Annotated in this window: 16 protein-coding genes and 1 pseudogene; all 17 read right to left on the bottom strand. The window is 56.9% G+C overall.

Features of this window, described 5'->3' with window-relative positions; all coding sequences use genetic code 11:
- Positions 1-35 precede the first annotated feature (35 nt).
- A complete protein-coding gene (locus VPA02S_RS02795) occupies positions 36-2,030 on the bottom strand; it encodes a polysaccharide biosynthesis protein (protein WP_062361990.1) in 1,995 nt (664 codons plus the stop codon).
- Positions 2,027-2,431, bottom strand: coding sequence for a VanZ family protein (locus VPA02S_RS02800; protein ID WP_244883347.1), 405 nt, complete (start codon positions 2,429-2,431; stop codon positions 2,027-2,029). The genes VPA02S_RS02795 and VPA02S_RS02800 overlap by 4 nt, the downstream gene beginning before the upstream one ends.
- The gene (locus VPA02S_RS02805; protein ID WP_062361993.1) at positions 2,428-3,606 is read right to left on the bottom strand and encodes a DegT/DnrJ/EryC1/StrS family aminotransferase; all 1,179 of its coding nucleotides are present in this window, start codon (positions 3,604-3,606) and stop codon (positions 2,428-2,430) included. Before VPA02S_RS02805 ends, VPA02S_RS02800 begins: the two co-directional genes overlap by 4 nt.
- Before the next feature lie 2 nt (positions 3,607-3,608).
- Entirely contained in the window at positions 3,609-4,271 is a 663-nt protein-coding gene (locus tag VPA02S_RS02810; RefSeq protein WP_062361995.1) for an acetyltransferase, read from the bottom strand.
- Positions 4,268-4,885, bottom strand: a complete 618-nt coding sequence (locus VPA02S_RS32150; protein ID WP_244883479.1) for a sugar transferase — start codon at positions 4,883-4,885, stop codon at positions 4,268-4,270. Before VPA02S_RS32150 ends, VPA02S_RS02810 begins: the two co-directional genes overlap by 4 nt.
- A gap of 102 nt (positions 4,886-4,987) precedes the next feature.
- Positions 4,988-6,118, bottom strand: a pseudogene (locus tag VPA02S_RS32155) (glycosyltransferase family 4 protein); the annotation flags it as partial.
- A 7-nt stretch (positions 6,119-6,125) separates the two neighbouring features.
- A complete protein-coding gene (gene wecB / locus VPA02S_RS02820; protein ID WP_062364399.1) occupies positions 6,126-7,262 on the bottom strand; it encodes a non-hydrolyzing UDP-N-acetylglucosamine 2-epimerase in 1,137 nt (378 codons plus the stop codon).
- Between the two features lie 25 nt (positions 7,263-7,287).
- Positions 7,288-8,415, bottom strand: a complete 1,128-nt coding sequence (gene wbjC, locus VPA02S_RS02825) for a UDP-2-acetamido-2,6-beta-L-arabino-hexul-4-ose reductase (RefSeq protein ID WP_062361999.1) — start codon at positions 8,413-8,415, stop codon at positions 7,288-7,290.
- 4 nt (positions 8,416-8,419) lie between these two features.
- Positions 8,420-9,463: a polysaccharide biosynthesis protein gene (locus VPA02S_RS02830; protein ID WP_062364401.1), complete on the bottom strand. Its 1,044-nt coding sequence runs from the start codon at positions 9,461-9,463 to the stop codon at positions 8,420-8,422.
- A 14-nt stretch (positions 9,464-9,477) separates the two neighbouring features.
- On the bottom strand, positions 9,478-10,713 hold the full coding sequence (locus VPA02S_RS31225) for a glycosyltransferase (RefSeq protein WP_081247483.1): 1,236 nt from the start codon (positions 10,711-10,713) through the stop codon (positions 9,478-9,480).
- Complete coding sequence (locus VPA02S_RS02835; protein ID WP_062362002.1) at positions 10,710-11,777, bottom strand: glycosyltransferase family 4 protein; 1,068 nt, start codon at positions 11,775-11,777, stop codon at positions 10,710-10,712. The genes VPA02S_RS31225 and VPA02S_RS02835 overlap by 4 nt, the downstream gene beginning before the upstream one ends.
- A 2-nt stretch (positions 11,778-11,779) precedes the next feature.
- Complete coding sequence (locus tag VPA02S_RS31655) at positions 11,780-13,087, bottom strand: hypothetical protein (protein WP_155736547.1); 1,308 nt, start codon at positions 13,085-13,087, stop codon at positions 11,780-11,782.
- Complete coding sequence (locus tag VPA02S_RS31230) at positions 13,088-14,254, bottom strand: glycosyltransferase (protein WP_081247484.1); 1,167 nt, start codon at positions 14,252-14,254, stop codon at positions 13,088-13,090.
- Between the two features lie 2 nt (positions 14,255-14,256).
- Positions 14,257-15,555 (bottom strand): oligosaccharide flippase family protein, encoded by a 1,299-nt coding sequence (locus VPA02S_RS31235; RefSeq protein ID WP_162269809.1) that lies wholly within the window; start codon positions 15,553-15,555, stop codon positions 14,257-14,259.
- 144 nt (positions 15,556-15,699) lie between these two features.
- Positions 15,700-16,752 carry an NAD-dependent epimerase/dehydratase family protein gene (locus VPA02S_RS02840; RefSeq protein ID WP_062362005.1) on the bottom strand — a complete coding sequence of 351 codons (1,053 nt, stop codon included), beginning with the start codon at positions 16,750-16,752 and terminating at the stop codon, positions 15,700-15,702.
- Positions 16,749-18,032, bottom strand: coding sequence for a Vi polysaccharide biosynthesis UDP-N-acetylglucosamine C-6 dehydrogenase TviB (tviB, locus tag VPA02S_RS02845; protein ID WP_062362008.1), 1,284 nt, complete (start codon positions 18,030-18,032; stop codon positions 16,749-16,751). Before tviB ends, VPA02S_RS02840 begins: the two co-directional genes overlap by 4 nt.
- 129 nt (positions 18,033-18,161) lie before the next feature.
- Positions 18,162-19,235: a polysaccharide biosynthesis/export family protein gene (locus tag VPA02S_RS02850; protein WP_244883350.1), complete on the bottom strand. Its 1,074-nt coding sequence runs from the start codon at positions 19,233-19,235 to the stop codon at positions 18,162-18,164.
- Positions 19,236-19,402: the final 167 nt, after the last annotated feature.

A 19,402-nucleotide genomic window follows, 5' to 3' on the forward strand; every position in this document is an offset into this window, starting at 1 on the left:
GGCGCTGGGGCATGCCCCGGCGCCGCAACAAGAGATCAGACGGAAGCGAGCACCGGCGGGGGCACCGCAACGCCGGAGGCGACGGAATCAGGTGCAACCGATACCGGGGCGGGCAGCAGGTCATTCTGGCGTTCAAGCTCCATATACACCCAGTCCACCACCTCCGCATGCGGGCGGTAGCCACCCAGAAGCTGCTGCAGCTTGCACTTGATTGCAGGCACGTCGTTGCGCTCCAGCAGCGCACCCAGTTCATCGATCTGCTGGGTCAGCTCTTGCCAAGGCGGGCATGCCTCGTGCGCCTTCATCACGCGCGGATGGGAGGTAGGCATGGCGTTGTCGCCAATCAGCAGTTCTTCATAAAGCTTTTCACCGGGCCGCAGCCCGGTGATCAGCAGCTCGATATCGCCTTCAGGGTTTTGCGCATCGCACACCGTGCGGCCCGACAGCTCCACCAGACGGCGCGCCAGGTCGATGATGCGCACGGGCTCGCCCATCTCCAGCACAAACACGTCCCCGCCCTCAGCCATGGCGCCGGCCTGAATCACCAGTTGTGCCGCTTCAGGAATGGTCATGAAGTAGCGCGTGATGTCTTCGTGCGTGAGCGTGATCGGCCCACCCGCTTCGATCTGCTGGCGGAACAGCGGCACCACCGAGCCGCTGGAGCCCAGCACATTGCCAAAGCGCACCATCGAAAAGCAGGTGCTCGGCTTCTGCTGGGCCAGGCCCTGCAGCGTCATTTCCGCCAGGCGCTTGCTCGCGCCCATGATGTTGGTCGGCCGCACGGCCTTGTCGGTGCTCACCAGCACAAACTGGCCCACGCCATGGTCACGCGCCGCCAAGGCTGCGGTGAGCGTGCCCAGCGTGTTGTTGATCAAGCCTTCCACAGGGTTGTGCTCCACAAGCGGCACATGCTTGTAGGCTGCTGCGTGGTAAACGGTATTGGGCCGCCACACGCCCATGATCTGGCGCATGCGCGCTCCGTCGCACACAGAGGCCAGCAGCGGCACCACATTCAGCGCAGGCGCCTTTTGCTCCAGCTCACGGTGGATGGCATAGAGCGCGTATTCGCTCCATTCGACCAGCAGCAGCACCGACGGCTTCAACTGTGCAATCTGGCGGCACAGCTCGCTACCGATGGAGCCGCCCGCACCCGTCACCAGCACCACCTTGCCGCGCACATGGCGATGCAGCAGATCGTCGACCGGCGCGACCGGGTCGCGGCCCAGCAGGTCTTCGATGTCGACCTCCATCAGGTCCTTGATCTGTACTCGGCCCTGCGCCAGATCGGCCATGCCCGGGAGCGTGCGCACGTGCAGGTGCAGCGACAAGAGCTCGTTCAGAATTTGCGCCCGCCGCCCTTGTGAGACCGACGGCAACGCCAGCAGCACATCTGTAATGCCCTGCGCGACGGCGTTGGCCTTGAGCCACGATGGCGCGTAGATCGGCAGCCCGTTCAGGGTACGGCCCTGCAGATGGGGCGAATCGTCGACAAAGCTATGCACCACCATCTCAGGGCTGTGCGCCAGCGCCGCAGCCAACTGGCGCCCGGCCTTGCCGGCACCGTAGATCACCACCTGCGGCAGCGTCTTGCTGCGCAACAGCTGCGAATACAGGCCGCCCAGCCAGTAGCGTGCAGCCAGGCGCGAAGCGCCCACGGTGAACAACAGCAGCGCAGGCACCAACAGGCCCACAGTGCGCGGAATACCCTCCACGCCGACCAAGGTGAACATCATGACGTAGCCCACGCTGAACAAGGAGCAGGCGCGGCCGATCGCCATCAACGCCGCACTGCCGGCGTACCGGAAAATTGCTCGGTAAAGGCCCGTGATCACGAATAGCGGCAGCGCCAACATGATCGCGCCCGCTACCGCCAACCAGTGCACGCCCGCCAGCTCTACCCACCTGTCGTAGCGCAGGCTGAGTGCCATCCACACGCACAGCACACACAGGCCAGCGTCCACTGACAGGGCCAACACCCGCTTCAAGGGCCGTGGCATTGCCAACACAGGCTGGGCCAGACGATCGATCATGTGGACTCCCTCGACAAATTCTTATCGCTGCGCCGACGCTCCAGCAAGAACGCCAGGCCCGCGCCCAGCAGCAGCCCCACCCAATCTGCCAGCAGGTCGGTAGCCTCGGCAACACGATCAGGCGTCAACGATTGCAGCAGCTCGATGAGCCCGCCATAGGCCAGCAATGTGGTCAAGACGATGGCCGTGCGCCCCGGCCAAGCCAACTGGCCCAGCAGCCCCAGCACCGCAAAACCCAAGGCGTGATTGCTTTTGTCCCAGCCGGTCGAAGGCAAGGCAGAGGCCACCGAGGACGGGGCCAGGCTCAAGACCAGCAGCGCGAGCATTGCCAGAGCCAGCAGCCAGCTCCACACCGCGGCACCGGGCCGGGGCCACCAACTGGGCGCTGCATGGAAGTTCATGTGGCGCTCGCTTCTTGCAGCACTTGCCCAATGGCCACGCAGCTGGCGTCCATTTCTGCCGCTGTGAGCGTGGGATGCACCAGGAACATGACGCTGGTTTCACCCAGCCCGCGCGCCACGGGCAAGCGCTCCGCCGGCCGCCACCCGGTGCCATCGAAAGCCTTCTCCAAGTACACCTCGGAGCAGGAACCTTGGTAGCAGGGCACGCCCAGCGCCTGGATGGCATTCACGATACGGTCACGGTTCCAGCCGGGGGCCAGCCGCTCGGGCTGAACGTAGGCATAGCACTTGTAGTGCGCATGCACGCTGCCTTCGGGCAAGACTGGCACACGCACTGCCGCGTGCGGGCGGCAGGCCGCCCACAGCGCTTCTGCATGCCGCGTGCGCAGCGCGGTCCAGTCGGCCATGTGGCGCAACTGGATGCGGCCGATCACGGCCTGCATCTCCAACATGCGCCAATTGGTACCGAAGCTTTCATGCACCCAGCGGAAGCCGGGCGGATGCTCGCGCTTGAACACCGCATCGTGGCTCTTGCCGTGGTCCTTGAATTCCCACATGGCGCGCCAGAGCGATTCGTCATTGGTGGTGACCATGCCACCCTCGCCGCCCGTGGTCATGATCTTGTCCTGGCAGAAAGACCAGGCGCCCACATGTCCGATGGAGCCGACCGCCCGCCCCTTGTAATGCGAGCCGTGCGCCTGGGCGCAATCTTCAATGACCTTGAAGCCATGCTGCTCGGCCAGCGCCATGATCGGATCCATGTCGCAAGGCCAACCGCCCAGGTGCACGCAGATCACTGCGCGGGTGCGCGGCGTGAGCACCCGCGCAATGGTGGCCGCCGAAAGGTTGCCGCTGTCGGCCTCGACTTCCGCGAATACCGGCTTGGCACCTGCGTTGACCACGCAAGAAACGCTTGCCATGAAGGTGCGCGGTGTAACCACCACCTCGTCGCCCGGGCCGATATCCAACGCCTTCAGCGCAACATCGAGCGCCAGCGTGCCATTGGCCAGCGCCACCGCATGCTTGGTGCCGGTCCACGAAGCGAATTCCTTCTCGAACTCGCGGCATTCCTGCCCGGTCCAATAGTTGACCTTGTTGGAGAGCAGCACGCGCTGTACGGCTTCGGCCTCTTCGGTGGTGAAGCTGGGCCAGGGGGAGAAGGGGGTATTCAGCACAATCAGCCTTTGGGAGAAAAGAGATGGGCAGGGTTGCCCACCACCGTCGTGCCAGCCGGCACATCTCGCGTGACCACAGCGCCCATTCCGACCACTGCGCCGCGTCCAATGACAAGCGGCTTTCCGGGCCGGCCCTGCTTGATGACCGCACCCGAGCCGATATAAGCGTGGTCTTCGATGACCACATTGCCGTTGCACTTGGCGGCCGGCGCAAAGGTGACGAAATCGCCGATCACGCAGTCGTGCTCGACGTAGCTGTAAAGGTTGGCGTGGAAATGCCGGCCGATACGGATGTTGGAGGTGAGGGTGACGAAAGGGCTCAAGGCCGCCCCCTCCCCAAGCTCAACATCGTCCATGCGCACCACATTGCTCGCGCTCACCGTCCAGGCGCGCACGCCGTCCGCCTTGCAGCGCGCAGCCAACTGCTCGCGCACTTTGCTGTTGGCAATGGCCAGAACTACATGGCGCTCGCTCGCCTCTTGCTGCAGGAATTCCGCATAGCGCAGCACCCGCTGACCATTGACCACGGGTTCAGCGGACTGGTCATCTATGAAAACAAGCCGCGTACCCGCAATACATTGCCCTGCCAGCTGCGCACGCGCCAGCGGCATCACGCCCCGGCCGCAGCCGCTGGCGCCGTAGACCGCGAACAAGGGCTGCGTCATGACTCGCCTCCGCGCGAAGCAGCGACAGAAGAGCCAGTGAAACGCGGCATGGTCGCCTCGCCCGCCGCAGAGATCCCGTCGCGCACCAGCACCTTGCGCACCGTGAGCCACAAGATCTTGATGTCGAGCCACAGCGTGCGGTTGTCGACGTACCAGACGTCGAGCTTGAATTTTTCTTCCCAGCTCAGTGTGTTGCGGCCATTGACCTGCGCCCAGCCGGTGATGCCGGGGCGCACTTCATGGCGGCGCGCCTGCTCGGCTGAGTACAACGGCAGGTACTCCATCAATAGAGGGCGTGGCCCCACCAGGCTCATGTCGCCCTTGAGCACATTCCAGAGTTCGGGCAGTTCATCGAGGCTGCTCGAACGTAGAAACCGGCCAAAAGGCGTGAGCCGCTCGGCATCCGGCAGCAGCTGCCCGCTGGCGTCGCGCGCATTGGTCATGGTGCGGAACTTGATCAGTTCGAAGGGGCGCCCTTCCCGCCCTGGCCGGACCTGCCGAAAGAACGCGGGCTTGCCAAGCTTGCGGCTCACTTGCCAGGCCAGGAGCGCAAGAGGAACAGCAAACAGCAGCAACGCCGTCGCAGCCAAGAAGACATCGAATACGCGCTTCAAGTCGAATGCCTTTCTGGGGCCCAGCCTCTTGAAGATCGCGCCGAAGCGTTCCACGCCAATTCGCAGCGACAGTTGCTCTCGATAGTGGCGCTGCGCCTTCGCGCCCATCTCCGCCAAGGCTTCAGGGGCCATAGCAGCCAATGCTTCGGTGGAGGCCACCAACGCCTGCGGATCTTCGGATGCGGCAACGACTCCGCCGCCAGACTCCCTCACCAGATCGGCGGCATCGCCATCCACCGCCATCAATAAAGGCTTGCCCGCGGCCATATAGGCCTGCGTCTTGGATGGAATGGTGATTTCGAACAGCGGATCTTTGCGCAGATGCACGAGCAATGCGTCGGCCGCTTTCAGCAAAGTGCCCACTTCGGCCATGGGAACGGGCGGCAGGAATACGACGTTGCCAAGACGCAGTTCTTCAGCCCGCTCAACGAGGCGACTCACCTCAACCCCGCCGCCGAGCAACACAAAGCAAACTCGAGATTCGCGTCGTTGCAGCAGCAGCGCCGCGTCCAGCACGGCATCCAAAGCCTGCGCCTTGCCTATATTTCCGGCAAACAAGATCCGGAATTTTTCGGCGCTAGGGAACGCGGCTGGCAGTTGTCCCTGAGGCGCGGTCAGCGAGGCCTCATCGGCCCAGTTGTAGATCACGTCTATCTTTGCCTCAGCGACACCGCGCTGCACCAGCAGTTTCTTGAAGCCCGGCGAAAGCACGGCAATGTGATCCACGCGCCTGTAGACCCATTTACAGACCGCGGCCACAACGCCCAACGCCCGCTCGTTGTTGAGCATGCCGGTTGCCCGCAGGGTGTCCGGCCACATGTCCTGGATGTCATAGACAACAGGAATGCGGCGAAGAAGGCGGATCAATCCGGCCGCCACGCCCACGGTCAGCGGAGGATGGTAGGCGTACATCACCGCAGGCCGCTTGGCAAAGAACAAGCCGTAGATGGACGCAGATGCCGCGAAGCTTGCGTAGTTCAACACCCGCTTGATGGCGGACTGGCCATGGTCGGGGTACAGCGGCAAACGAGTGACCTGCACGCCATCTATCAGCTCACGCTGCAGCCACTTGATGCGATAGCCCGGATACACCTTTCCACCCGGGTAGTTCGGAAAGCCCGTGACCACCTCCACCTCGAACCCCTGGCGAACGAGCTCGCGCGCGAACACGATGCCCTTGAAGGTTGGTTCGGGATCGAACCATTGGGTCAGCAGAAGTACACGAACGGCCATGACGGAGTCAATACTTCTTCCAGACGACGCGATTCACGTAGTCCGTGTAGCTGTGGATGATGCGCAGCACCTTGTCCGAGACATTCGGCATGCTGTAGTCCGCAACCTGGCGCAAGCCGCGCTGATCACCGCGGGGCTGGGTCTGGAGAATGGCCAACCCTTGACGCACACGAGCAACCTCAAGGCCCACCATCATTACCGCGCCCTCTTCCATTCCTTCAGGCCGCTCGTGGGCCTCGCGCAGGTTGAGCGCTGGAAAGTTCAGGATCGACGACTCTTCGTTGATGGTGCCGCTGTCGGAGAGAACCGCACGGGCAGACATCTGCAGCTTGACGTAGTCGTGAAAGCCCAAAGGCTTGAGCAAGCGAACGTTGGCATGAAAGCGCGCGCCGGTGGCATCAATGCGCTTTTGGGTACGCGGGTGCGTCGAGACGATTACCGGCAATCCATGATCTTCAGCAACGGCATTGAGCACGTCGACCAGCTTTGCGAAAGACTGGGAAGACTCGATGTTTTCCTCGCGATGGGCGCTCACCACAAAGTACTGGCTTGCCCCAAGGTTCAGCCGCGTGAGCACATCGGACGCATCGATGTTCGGGCGGTAATGAGAAAGCACTTCGAACATCGGACTGCCAGTCTTGATGACCAGGTCTGGCGGCAGGCCTTCGCGCAGCAGGTAGTCGCGGGCAATGGTGCTGTAGGTCAGATTCACATCGGCCGTGTGGTCGACGATGCGCCGGTTGGTCTCTTCAGGCACGCGCTGGTCGAAGCAGCGGTTGCCGGCCTCCATGTGAAAGATCGGAATCTTGCGGCGTTTGGCAGGAATGACCGACAGGCAGCTGTTGGTGTCGCCCAGCACCAGCATCGCCTCTGGCTGCTCCTGTCCAAGCACCTTGTCCACCGCAATGATGAGGTTGCCGATGGTGTGCGCCGCACCCGTCGAATCTGCCGCACTGTTCAAGAAATGATCGGGCTTGCGAACGCCCAGGTCGTCGAAGAAAACCTGATTGAGTTCGTAGTCGTAGTTCTGGCCGGTATGCACCAGCACGTGGTCGCAATGCTCGTCCAGCCGGGCCAGCACTCTTGAAAGGCGGATGATTTCGGGCCGGGTGCCGACCACGGTCAAGACTTTGAGTTTTTTCATGGGAAAGATCAAAGGTCGAAGAGGCTTACAGCGGGCAAGCGAAGGTGTCCGGTCGCGCGCGGTCGAACACCTCGTTGGCCCAGAGCATCACCACCATTTCATCGGTGCCGATGTTGGTGATGTCATGCGTCCAGCCGGGCACGGTTTCGACGATTTCAGGCTTGTCGCCAGCAGTGACCAGCTCATGCGCCTCACCGGTTTGCATGTGCCGAAACTTGAAGCGCGCCTGCCCCTTGATGACCAGGAACTTCTCGGTCTTGCTGTGGTGATAGTGGCCGCCTCGCGTGATGCCGGGGTGAGCGGTAAAGAAAGAAAACTGGCCGGCGTCCGGCGTCTTCAGCATCTCGACGAACACGCCGCGCGCGTCCCCGTACTGCGGCACTGGGTATGCAAATGACTCGGGCGGAAGGTAGCTCACATAGGTTGAATAGAGCGCCCGCACCAGCCCGGTTCCCACGCGATCGGTCATGAGCGTGTTGCGGCTGTCCCTGAACGACTGAATCTGCCTAGCCAGTTCGCCCACCGTGGTGGTGTACTGCGGCGCCACCGCAGCAAAACCATCCGCGTTTACCGCGGCATCTGCGCCATCCATCAACTGAATAAAACGTTCGATGACGTCATCCACGTACACCAGGGTGACGGGCGCCGATGGATCATTGACCTGGATAGGGAGGCTGCGCGAAATGTTGTGGCAGAAGGTGGCCACGGCCGAGTTGTAGTTGGGTCGGCACCATTTGCCGAACACATTGGGCAGCCGGAAGATGTGTACCGGAATGCCGTGGCTCCGGGCGGCGGCCTCCAGCGCTTCTTCCGCACTGCGTTTGCTGCGGCCGTAGGGGTTGTCGAAACCGGCCTGTGCGGACGAGGTGTAGACGACGGGCACCTTCTTGCCCGTGGCTTCAGCCACGGCGCAGATGGCGCTGCACAGGCTTTGCGTGAGCCCTGCGTTGCCGCTAGCGAACTCCTTGGGATCTTGAGGACGATTGACCCCCGCAAGATGGAATACGAAGTCCACCCCCTGCAGAAGTGCAGGCAACTGTTCCACCCCGTCGTCACGGGTAAAGCAGACCACCTGCACATCCTTGCGCTCGGCCAAATGCAACTGCAGGTTCTTGCCGACAAAGCCGCCCGAGCCTGTGATCAACACCTTCATGTGCTTACTCCTGCACCAAGGCGGGTTCACCGCGGGCAATGCGCTGCATGAAGTCGAGCTTGAGCAAAAGCTTCTTCATGCCTTCCACATCGAGCCGAGTGGTGTTGTGCGAGTTGTAGTCCTCACCATGCGTGCTGCGGGTGATGCGTTCTTCGCCCTCTTCCACATACTTGGCGTAGTTCAGGTCGCGCCCATCGGGTGGCACACGGTAGTAATCGCCCTGGTCTTCAGCGCAGGCCATTTCTTCTCGGCTCAGCAGGGCTTCGTAGAGCTTTTCTCCGTGGCGGGTGCCAATCTCTCGCACCTCGTGATCGGGCTTGCGCATCAGTTCCAAGATGGCTTGCGTCAACACTCGCACGGTGGCCGCAGGGGCCTTCTGCACAAAGATGTCGCCGTTACTTCCGTGCTCGAAGGCATGCAGCACGAGTTCGACTGCATCTTCCAGCGTCATCATGAAGCGGGTCATGGACGGATCGGTCACGGTGATGGGCTTGCCCGCCAGCACTTGCTCCACAAACAGGGGAATCACGGAGCCGCGGGAAGCCATCACGTTGCCATAGCGGGTACCGCAAATGACAGTGCTCGTGCTCTCCAGATTTCGACTGGCAGCGACCATCACCTTTTCCATCATGGCTTTGCTTATGCCCATGGCATTGATGGGATAGACAGCCTTGTCGGTGCTGAGACACACGACACGCTTCACATTTGCAGCAATCGCCGCCTCTAGCACGTTCTCCGTCCCAAGTACGTTCGTATGTACCGCCTGCATCGGATGAAATTCACATGACGGCACTTGCTTCAACGCGGCCGCATGGAAGACATAGTCCACCCCTCGCATTGCCTGCTCAACACTACGAACATTTCGCACGTCACCAATGTAGAACTTCAATTTAGTGCTGTTGTAGTGCTTACGCATGTCATCTTGCTTCTTCTCGTCTCGGCTGAAGATTCGGATCTCCTTAATATCAGTCGACAGAAAGCGCTTGAGTACCGCATTTCCAAACGAGCCGGTGCCACCGGTGATTAAAAGAATCTTATTGGAAAAAATATATGGATTCATAATTAGAAGGAAGAATCAATTCGCTGCACCAGATCAAAAATCTTCTTTCCGATTGCTCCCTCGGAAAGCTCCCGCTCGACAATTTTTTTCCCACAGAGGGAGATCCTTTCACGCTCAGACACTGTCGTACGCATAAGATGAAAAATTGCCGATCGTATACCTTCCGGCGACTCATCTTCAATGAAAAAGAAGCAGCTATTCAGTTCTTGCGGAATACTCTTTATTCGCGTCGTAAGTACAGGCCTACCGGTCGCAAGATACTCGATAAGCTTAGATGGAAACGACAGCCGAGAAAAATCCTCAGTGCTTGGCCTGGGATTAACGAGTAAATCGGCTCCCGCGAACTCTGGCATCAGTCTTTCGCCTCCTACAAACCCTCCGTAAAAGAAACGAGGATCACGGCATGCCAATTTGCGGATACGCTCCTCTTGGTCTCCGCGACCAAAAAAACGAATCTCAAACGAGTGATCATGAATTCCTTCCACCGCGTCAATTAATCGATCAACTCCATAGGCGGCCGAAAGTCCCCCAGCGTAAAGGATGGTGAATGGCCTTGAGTCAGCATCAGACAAACGCACCTCCTCATTTTGCGGAAAGGCGTTGCTCTTATGCAAGTCAGAATTAAAAATTCCCGGAAAAACCAGCGACGGCTTGCCAGGAGCCAGAGCATTTGCCAAATCCGGAGCAAGCGCGAGAACGGCATCGACGCCTTGCAGCAGTCGCCTCAATAACCAAGCATCCAAATGCTTCAAGTAGCGCGCGACCAACCCATCAGTCCCAAGGATTACACCTGGAGGATCAGTCAATACCACAGCAAACTTACACCCAAAAATCCGTGCAATATTTCCGAACAAAAGAAATGGGGAATGAACACCGTGGACGAAAATCCAGGAATTTCTCCTGCGCCAGATCAACGGCAATATTCGAATCAGGCAACTTGCAAACCGGGTGAAGTGCTTTATAGCAATAATATTTACAAATCCAAGATAAATACCCTCGCAACCTTCTACCCGGAATTTCCGACCGCCAAAGAAAACTTTTGACACCAACGGATAACTTTGTACAGGACAGGTTGACGCAAGCGCTAACGTACCAAATCCTAGCTTTAGTGCACGCGCAAGACTTCGCGCAAATTTGTGAGTTTGCACTGCTGGTAGTGGATCCAACTCGAAGAGTTGTTCCGCCAATTCATCGGGAATTGTGAAACCCAAAAGCAACACACGCGCCTTGCTATTCACTGCGCGCTCCCGAGGATTTTTTTATACACGTCGTGCCATCCCGAAACCATTTTTTGAACCGTATAGTTTCGCGCGACATTTTCTCGGCCTCGCCTTGAAAGCTCAGTTCGAAGTACAAAATCCGTGATTAGCTGCTCGATCGCCGCAGCGAGCTTTGAGGGATCTGATGGAGGCACAAGAAGGCCACCACCTTTCTGAACGACCTCGGAATTACCACCCACGTCAGTTGCGACAACGGGCAGGCCAAAAGAAAGCGCTTCGATCAATGCATTTGAAAGATTTTCATGCAAGGACGGAAAAATAAAGAGGTCGCTCGCTTCTAGAAATTGGCTGACATTGGATTGATGCCCCAAAAAGGTCACCGCGATATTTTGCAACCCTTTAAACATCGCGCGAATTGCACCCGATTCGTCTCCTCCTCCAACAATCACAATCGCAAATCTGGAACCTCCTTTGTCCAACAAATGGAGCCCTTCAGCCAAAGTCGCATACCCTTTCTCAACAGTGATACGCGACACGCACACGGCCAATAGCAAATCCTGAGGAACTTTCAACCGCTCTCTAACAGCTTCTCGACAATTCATGATCGACGGAGATTCGACTCCATTTGGAACAACTCCCACGAGTTTGCTTCTAAATGGCAGCAAGAAGGCGCGCTCGGCAGCGAATTCACATACAGTGGCGATATGGGTCGCAAACCTCAGCGTCGCGGGCTCCAGAAGTGATCTAACGATCTCCGTTTTCCATTGATTCGGCGAAAATTTTAAATCTTGATATGTGCCATGGACCGAGACGAGGATATTAGGAACTTTAGCTAATCTAGCCGCAAGGGCCGCATGAAATCCCTCGTTGCCAAGGCCGCGCACATGCACTAGCGACGGCTGATACGCTTTCAGTTCGGCGATAAATCTTTTTATCAATCCGAGATTGATGCCGCGGGCTGGCTCGAGTTGCCGAATAACTCCAAATTCTGTGGTTGAATTAGCGAGCAGGCGCTCTAGAGCGACCACCGGCCCACCAGAACCCGGAAGCCCGAATGAGTGCTGTACGATTTCGGCCTTCATATCTATCTCGGACGCACTCTTCTCAGCATAAACAACGCCAAAAGAGTCAGCACCACCCAAAATCCTTGCCGCTGCATCAACACCTGGTTATTCGCAGGCAAAAACGCAATAAATAGAAAAAATTGTCCCAAAGCTGCCAAGGAAGCCAAGTCCATATGTCGCAAAGAGCTTAGCCAAACACGTGCAAATACGAACCCGAGAAGGAGCATCAGCACCAACACGCCGGGGAATGTCAAATCAGAGGCGAACCATGGGAATGCAGTTGACCAATACATTCCAGCGGGCCATCCCGTTAGCAATTCCGCTCGAAAAGGATATGTCAATAAAAGATTCTGGGGTCCGCCAAAATACTGATATCTATATGATTCGAACGCCTGCGAGAGGCCCGCACCGTAGGAAAAAACGAAATCTGCGGTCAGACTTTGTGAAAGGCCGAAATAGCCATGGCTAGGGTATCCGATTAGGCTATAAATCCCAAGCGCGAATGACGAGCCAAATATTTCAGCGAGATAAGTTTTCGACACGTCCCCAGCTAGTAACGTCGTAGTCAAGCCAAACTCTGCAGCACGCGATGCTTGATTCGCAGCCATGTAGATAAAGGCAATTGAGCCGACCAGTGCGATGGCGAGAATATTCCTTCCGTTGAGACGTTGCGGCGAAGTTCCTTGGCTGAGTGCGCGTTTTACACTCCAACCCGCTAACGCAAAAATCAACACGTCACCGAGCCCTTTTTGAGTTCCGATAAATAGGTAGCTCAAAATGTACACAGCGGTAGCAATCAAAGAAAAGACCTTCACCCTTCTCCCCAGTCTCCTCCAATGCAAAACAATCCCAGGAAAAAACATTGCATAAATGACGCTCAGCAAGATAAGAATTTGCGTGATTCTGTTAACCTCTTGATTTAATTCTCTTCGCTCAAAAACTTCAAACTTTGCACTGTAAGCAGTCCCCGGATTAATAATGGCGTCGAGAACCTGAATTGGATCGGTGCCGCCATAGTCAATAATTTGATTTACGCCCCAAACTATTGCATAGCACGAGCCAATCAACACAAACAAATTTATTCGACGCCTCTCTCTTGGCGTCATATCTTTGACACAGATCCATCTTTTTGCGCATGTTCGCACGCCTAAAACATAGCCGCCCCAGAGCGCCGCAAAAGCCAAAAGAACAAACGCCGTGAGATAAACGGGGTTCGGAGTGTCCGCGAAGATGTTGCTAGTCAAGAAAAGAATAAATGTTCCCAGCAGATAGCACATAGATACGCGAATCGGCATATATTGCGTAGCTTTGCTTGCAACCGGATTCATTTAAGAAGGCTCCCGCAAAAATTGATCAATTCTTTTTGCATGACTCAGCGGGGAGAATTCTTTCTCTGCAATATCTCGAGCGCTGGCTTTAAGCCGCTCCAGCTCATTCTTACTCATAGCTGCCGCCGCCGATATCGCGGCGCAAACGCCTTCAGCCGACAAGGTGTCGATCGTCAATCCCGCATTTCCTTCGCGAACGTAATTTCCCAAATCACTGAATTTGTTAACAATGACCGGTGTCCCAAGAGATAGGCTTTCTGGCACTTTCGATGGAAACCCTGCTTGCGTAACGCGCGATATTTGACGAGCAACTACCATGAAGTCGCACGAAGAGATGATCTCTTTCGCTGCCTGATTAGGAATCTGACCGTAAAATTTGGTCGATTCAGAAATTTGCATTCGGCCGACTGCAGCTGGATAATTTCTGCAGAAGTCGGCTTCTGTCAATCCAACCATGTGCGTATAGATCTTGACGCCACGATCTCGGGCCATTTTTAAACCGGAGAACAATATGGAAAACTCCTCTTTTCTTCCAGGAGTTCCGACGTAGCAGACATTTAATGAAAAATTCTCATCCCGAAAGGGTTTGGAATGATTGATTTCATTTGGCAAAAACAGAGGAGGAACTCTCAACGTTCGGCAGCCTGCTTTAGAAAAATGGGAATCTAGGTACGTGCTGATGACGAAAAGGCCATCCACATTCTTGGCCGCATATCGCATCGACCACTCGTTCATTGCAGAGAATGGACCAAATAACCCGCCGGGCAAGTGGCGGGGGTCATACCACTCCACAACATCCAGAAATAAACGTACTTTGGTGCGTGCAGCGTATTTTTGGAGCCGCAGCAAATAACTCAAGTGAGTCCCATACAAAATAACGATGTCTGGTTTTTTCTCTTGCGAGTACAACCATTCGATGGTTGCGTCGCCGATGAAAATTCCTCTCGCTCCGCGAATTTTTGATAAGCCGGATCGGCGCGCATATTCGTTCACACCTTCGACACGAGTGGCGTTCGGCAATTTCGCCTCTCTTTCCGAGGAAACTATACCCGGACAAACAACGACTTCGTGTCCTGCAAGAGTTATTGCCTCCACCATGCCGCGAACTCGCAATGAGTTTGCTTGAGACGCAGGAAAGGAAAAAGGGCCGACGTAAGCGATTCTCATCTTTAATCACTTAGGCGATTGGAAAAATCTTCGCTCGCTAGCTTTTTGCTATAGACGTTGCTCGCGGCTGCGATTGCCATTGGAGCAATAAAAGTCAAATATCCAATTGCACTCACCAGCGGAACAATCCACAAACTCGGAAATGATTCCAGTATCAAATATTTGGCGATTAACGTGGCAACAAGAAAAAATATCCAAGCTTTGATCTGCACCCGCACCAATCCAATGCTATTAAGAACCATGTTAAATGGAGAGGTAACCCCAAGAAGCGTATAGAAGATCGCCCAAACCGTCATCAATTTTTGAAGGTCTTCAAATCTTCGACCCATCCAGTGAAAGATTATGAAATCGCAAGAGATGACGAGAAGCAAGCCAAGAAGGGCCACCCCACCTCCTCCAATCAAGCTCATTTGCAAAGAGGTTTTTTTGATCCAATAAAAATCCTTCTTCGCAAATGCCTCGGCATTTGCCGCCCAGAGCGGTACAAACGCCGTGGTAACGATTAGCGCAAGAATCGAAGCGAGCTTGGCAGCGACAACGTACTCCGCGACGGCCATAGCGCCCAGGCGTGATGTGATGACTAAGTTATCCAGATTTAGAGCAATAGAGGTGATTATTGACAATACGAAAAACTCCGAACCCAGTCTCATCAGCTCGAAAACTCGTGCCTTTGATAGAAAGAGAACGCTCGGGACCAGTTGAGGATGAGTCCGAAAGAAGAGCAGTGTTGCAACAATAAGAACAGCTAAAGGGGCACCAGCATAAACAGAGACTGCCACCCAAGTCGGGGAGCGGAGATGAATCGCCAAAAAACAAAAGGCTACCGATGCGATGCTACCTAGCAATTGCCACATGTTGCCAAGTGCACTCTTTTGGCAGGCATACAACACCCGCTGAATGATTGATAATGGCACCCCGCCCGCGAACGCCATCAGAGTCACGATTACGATATATCTCGAGTTCTCATTATTTTGCGTAGCTCGCAGTGGGATCCAAGTAGCGGTTATGAGGGAGCCAATTAATATGATTACTACGACGAACAAAGCTATCGTCGCCAAGGCAGCATAAGCGCTCGTGATGTAGGAGCGCATTCTTGAAATGTCACCATTTGCGTGCGCTTGAGACAAATGGGTTAGAAGGCCATTTCCAATTCCAAAATCTAGGAAAAGGGCCATACTGGTAATGGAGACGGTGGTCATCCATACGCCGAACTCGATATCACCGAGGTAGCGAAGCATGGCTGGCATAACTATAAATGGCGCGATTAATGCCACTCCTCGCCCAAGCAGTCCGCTCAGCATGCCAGAGACGACGCGATGATTTCGCACGCGAGGTGCTACAGCTACATCGCTAGACATAACTTGACCGGAGGGCATCCGAGCTTTCCACCCATTTAGAACCGTGGACGAGTTCGCGCCTCGATTCAAGAAGATGGCGCGTTTGCGTCATTTTCTATTGCCCAGAAGAACATACCAGGGCATGGCCGCATTAATTCCTTCTCGGATTTTAAATAGGGGCTCATATCCAAGCAGAGAACTGGCTTTATTAATATTTGCGAGTGAATGTCGAACATCTCCGTCACGGAATTCACGATACAGCGGTCTCTTGCCATAGGAAATTCCGTTATTCGCGAGCTCGACTACAAGTGCTTGAAAGAGCTCATTAAGAGTCGTACGATCACCGACAGCAACGTTATATATTTGATTTTTTGCCTCGACCCTTGTTGTAGTGGCCGCCAGCAGGTTCGCTTGTATCGCATTCGCGATAAAACAAAAATCTCTACTCGTCTCTCCATCGCCGTTGATGAATATTTCTTCACCGGCGATCATTGCAGCCGTCCACTTCGGAATTACGGCCGCATAGGGGCCTGCGGGAGCTTGACGGGAACCAAAGACATTAAAGTAGCGAAGCCCGATCGACTTAAATCCATAGCTCCGCGCAAAGACATCTGCATAGAGTTCATTGACGAACTTGGTTACCGCATAGGGCGACAAGGGTTTGCCGATCACGTCTTCGACCTTTGGCAGCGCCGGGTGGTCGCCATATGTCGAACTGCTCGCGGCATAGGTGAAACTCTTCACTTCAGCGTCGCGCGCCGCCACCAACATGTTGAGAAAGCCATCGATATTGGTGGAGTTGGTGGTGATCGGGTCCGCAAGGCTGCGCGGCACCGAACCCAATGCGGCTTCATGCAAGACATACTCCACGCCCTCGCATGCACGGCGACAATCCTCCAGTTTGCGGATATCGCCTTCGATGAAAGTGAACTGCGCCCATTGATCTGTGGTGACCAAAGTTCGCACCTCGTCAAGGTTGCGCTGGTGGCCAGTGGCAAAGTTATCCAAGCCCACGACTTGCTGGTCGAGCTTGAGAAGCGTCTCGAGAAGGTTGCTGCCGATGAAGCCGGCCACCCCCGTGACCAGCCAGGTATGGCGTTCTCTGGCCAAACGTTCGAGCAACTGCTCGTAAGCAGTCGAATTTGGGATGGAAGCCGTCATAGCCTTCCGTCCGCGGCGCCCAGCGGCAAGATGCCCTTGACGTCAAAAAGCACGGCGCCTGCTTGGCCCAAGGCCTTGATGCCGGATTCGCCCAAGGCAACAAACTGGTGGTGCCCCACTGCCAACACCACGGCAGCGTATTGACCGGGTGGGGGCACTTCGACCAGGCATTGCAAGCCGTATTCATGCTCGGCATCGGCCACGTTGATCCACGGGTCGAACACGTCCACTTGAACGTTGTAGCTCTGGAGAGTACGCACGATGTCCACCACCTTGGTGTTGCGCACGTCGGGGCAGTTTTCCTTGAAGGTCAAACCCAGCACCAAGACCTTGCTGCCCAGCACCGGCAAGCTCTTTCGCAGCATCAACTTGATGACTTCGTCGGCTACGTGGATGGCCATGTTGTCGTTGATGCGGCGGCCCGCCAGGATCACTTCTGGGTGGTAGCCGACTTCAACCGCCTTATGGGTCAGGTAGTACGGGTCCACGCCGATGCAGTGACCGCCCACCAGTCCCGGACGAAAAGGCAGAAAGTTCCACTTTGTGCCTGCAGCCTGCAAGACCTCCCCTGTGTCGATACCGAGCCTGTGGAAGATCAGGCTCAGTTCGTTCATGAGCGCAATGTTCACGTCGCGCTGGGTGTTTTCAATCACCTTTGCGGCTTCCGCCACTTTGATGCTGCTGGCCTTGTGAGTGCCGGCGGTGATGATCTGGCTGTACAGCTGGTCAACGGCTTCGGCGACTTCGGGCGTGCTGCCGCTGGTCACTTTCTTGATGGTTGGCAGGCGGTGTTCTTTGTCGCCGGGGTTGATCCGCTCCGGGCTGTAGCCGCAAAAGAAGTCGACGTTGAACTTCTTGTCGCTGAATTTTTCCAGCACGGGCACGCAGACCTCTTCGGTTGCTCCGGGATACACCGTCGATTCGAAGATCACGATCGCGCCAGCCGGCATCACCTTACCGACGGTTTCGCTGGCCTTGATGAGAGGCGTCAGGTCAGGCCGATTGGCGTTGTCGATGGGCGTGGGAACCGTCACGATGAAAACAGCGCAATCTCGCAAGTCATCGGGGTGCGACGTAAACGCCAGTTGAGCGGCAGCCTTCAGTTCTTCCGGTGTGGTTTCCAGGGTGTGGTCACGTCCGCTCTGCAATTCAGCAATGCGCTTGGCATTGATGTCGAAGCCGATCACCTGGCGCTTCTTGCCAAACTCCACGGCAAGGGGCAGGCCCACGTAGCCCAAGCCAATGATGGCAATCGGTTGATTTGAATGAATGGCTTGCATATTGACTACCGGCACAAAAAAAGACGGCACGGCCCCTGCCGCCACGCCGCGCTTGCGGTTGTTCTTTTTCTTGAGGCAAGTCCCTGCGCCGCTAACCGCTAAAGGCGGCGCGGGACTTTCAGGCTTCGACTAGCGGTGCCTGACGTAGGTCTCGCTGGCGCTGTTCACCACCTGCGCAGACGGAAGAATCAAACTGACCACGCGGTTCCACTTCACGAGCGGTACGGGGTCGATGTAGACCACGTCTTGCGGCTCCAGGCTGAACTGCCTGGCCAGCACCATGGCGGCGGGGTTCTTGGCGTCCAGGTGGAAGATTGCGGGCAAGCCGGTGGCACCTTGGCGGATCACGTAGATCTGGCCGGGGTTGGCGGTGGTGAGCACCGGGCCGCCCGCTTCGCCCAGCGCTTCATTCAAGTTGAGGCGGCCGTTGCTGCGCATCGTGAGTGCAGACGGAACGAGGACTTCGCCCATCACGTACACCTTGGCGTCTTCGCGGGCGCCCACGCGGATGGTGTCGCCGTTTCTCAGGGGAATGTCATTGCCGTCGCGGCCAGCCTGGCGCAGGCGCGTAAGGTCGATGTCGACGGACTTGCCGTCGCGCACCAGGGTGACATCCGCGCGATTGCCGTTGACGGTGATGCCGCCGGCGCGGTTAATGGCCTCGCTCAGCGTCATGGGCACGTCGGTGAAGATCTGCGAGCCCGGTACGCGCACTTCGCCTTCTATATAGGCGCGGCGGCTGCGGAACGACTGGATGCGCACGGTCACTTCGGGCTCGCGCACCTGGGTGACGATGAGCTTGGAGATCAGGTCGCCAGCCTCGGCCTCGGTGAGGCCCGCAACCCTGACGCGGCCAACGTACGGAAAGGCGATTTCCCCGGACGAATCGACGATGAAGCCGGGCGCCACGCTCACGCCCGTGGGGTCGGCCTGCTGGGAGATGACGGCGCCAGCATTGGGCAGCAGTTCGGGGTGGTCATACACGATGACGCCAACCACGTCCCCGGGGCCGATGGTGTAGCGCTGCGGCTTGCCGAACAGGGCCTGCACTTCGGGCGGCACGTTCTTGGGCGAGGTTTTGGCCAGCGTGCGCACAAGGGCTGGCGTGATGGGGGTGATCCGGTCTTCCGGTGCGGCGTCGGGCAGGTACTGGAACTTGGGGGGCAGTTCTTCGGCAACCTGGTACGGCTCGACGGTACCCATGCCCGGAGCCACGGCGCAGCCCTGAAGCACGGCCGCACCCAACATTGCAGCGGCAATCCATGCCGCCGCGTTCACTTCTCGTCTCAAAACAGTCCCCTGGTTGTTGCAGCGAGGCCGACCACGGCCCAAACAGGGGTCAGCTGTTGCTGAATGCTCCTCCCTGTACC

This window comes from Variovorax paradoxus NBRC 15149, from assembly GCF_001591365.1.
GTDB classification, from domain to species: Bacteria; Pseudomonadota; Gammaproteobacteria; order Burkholderiales; family Burkholderiaceae_C; genus Variovorax; species Variovorax paradoxus.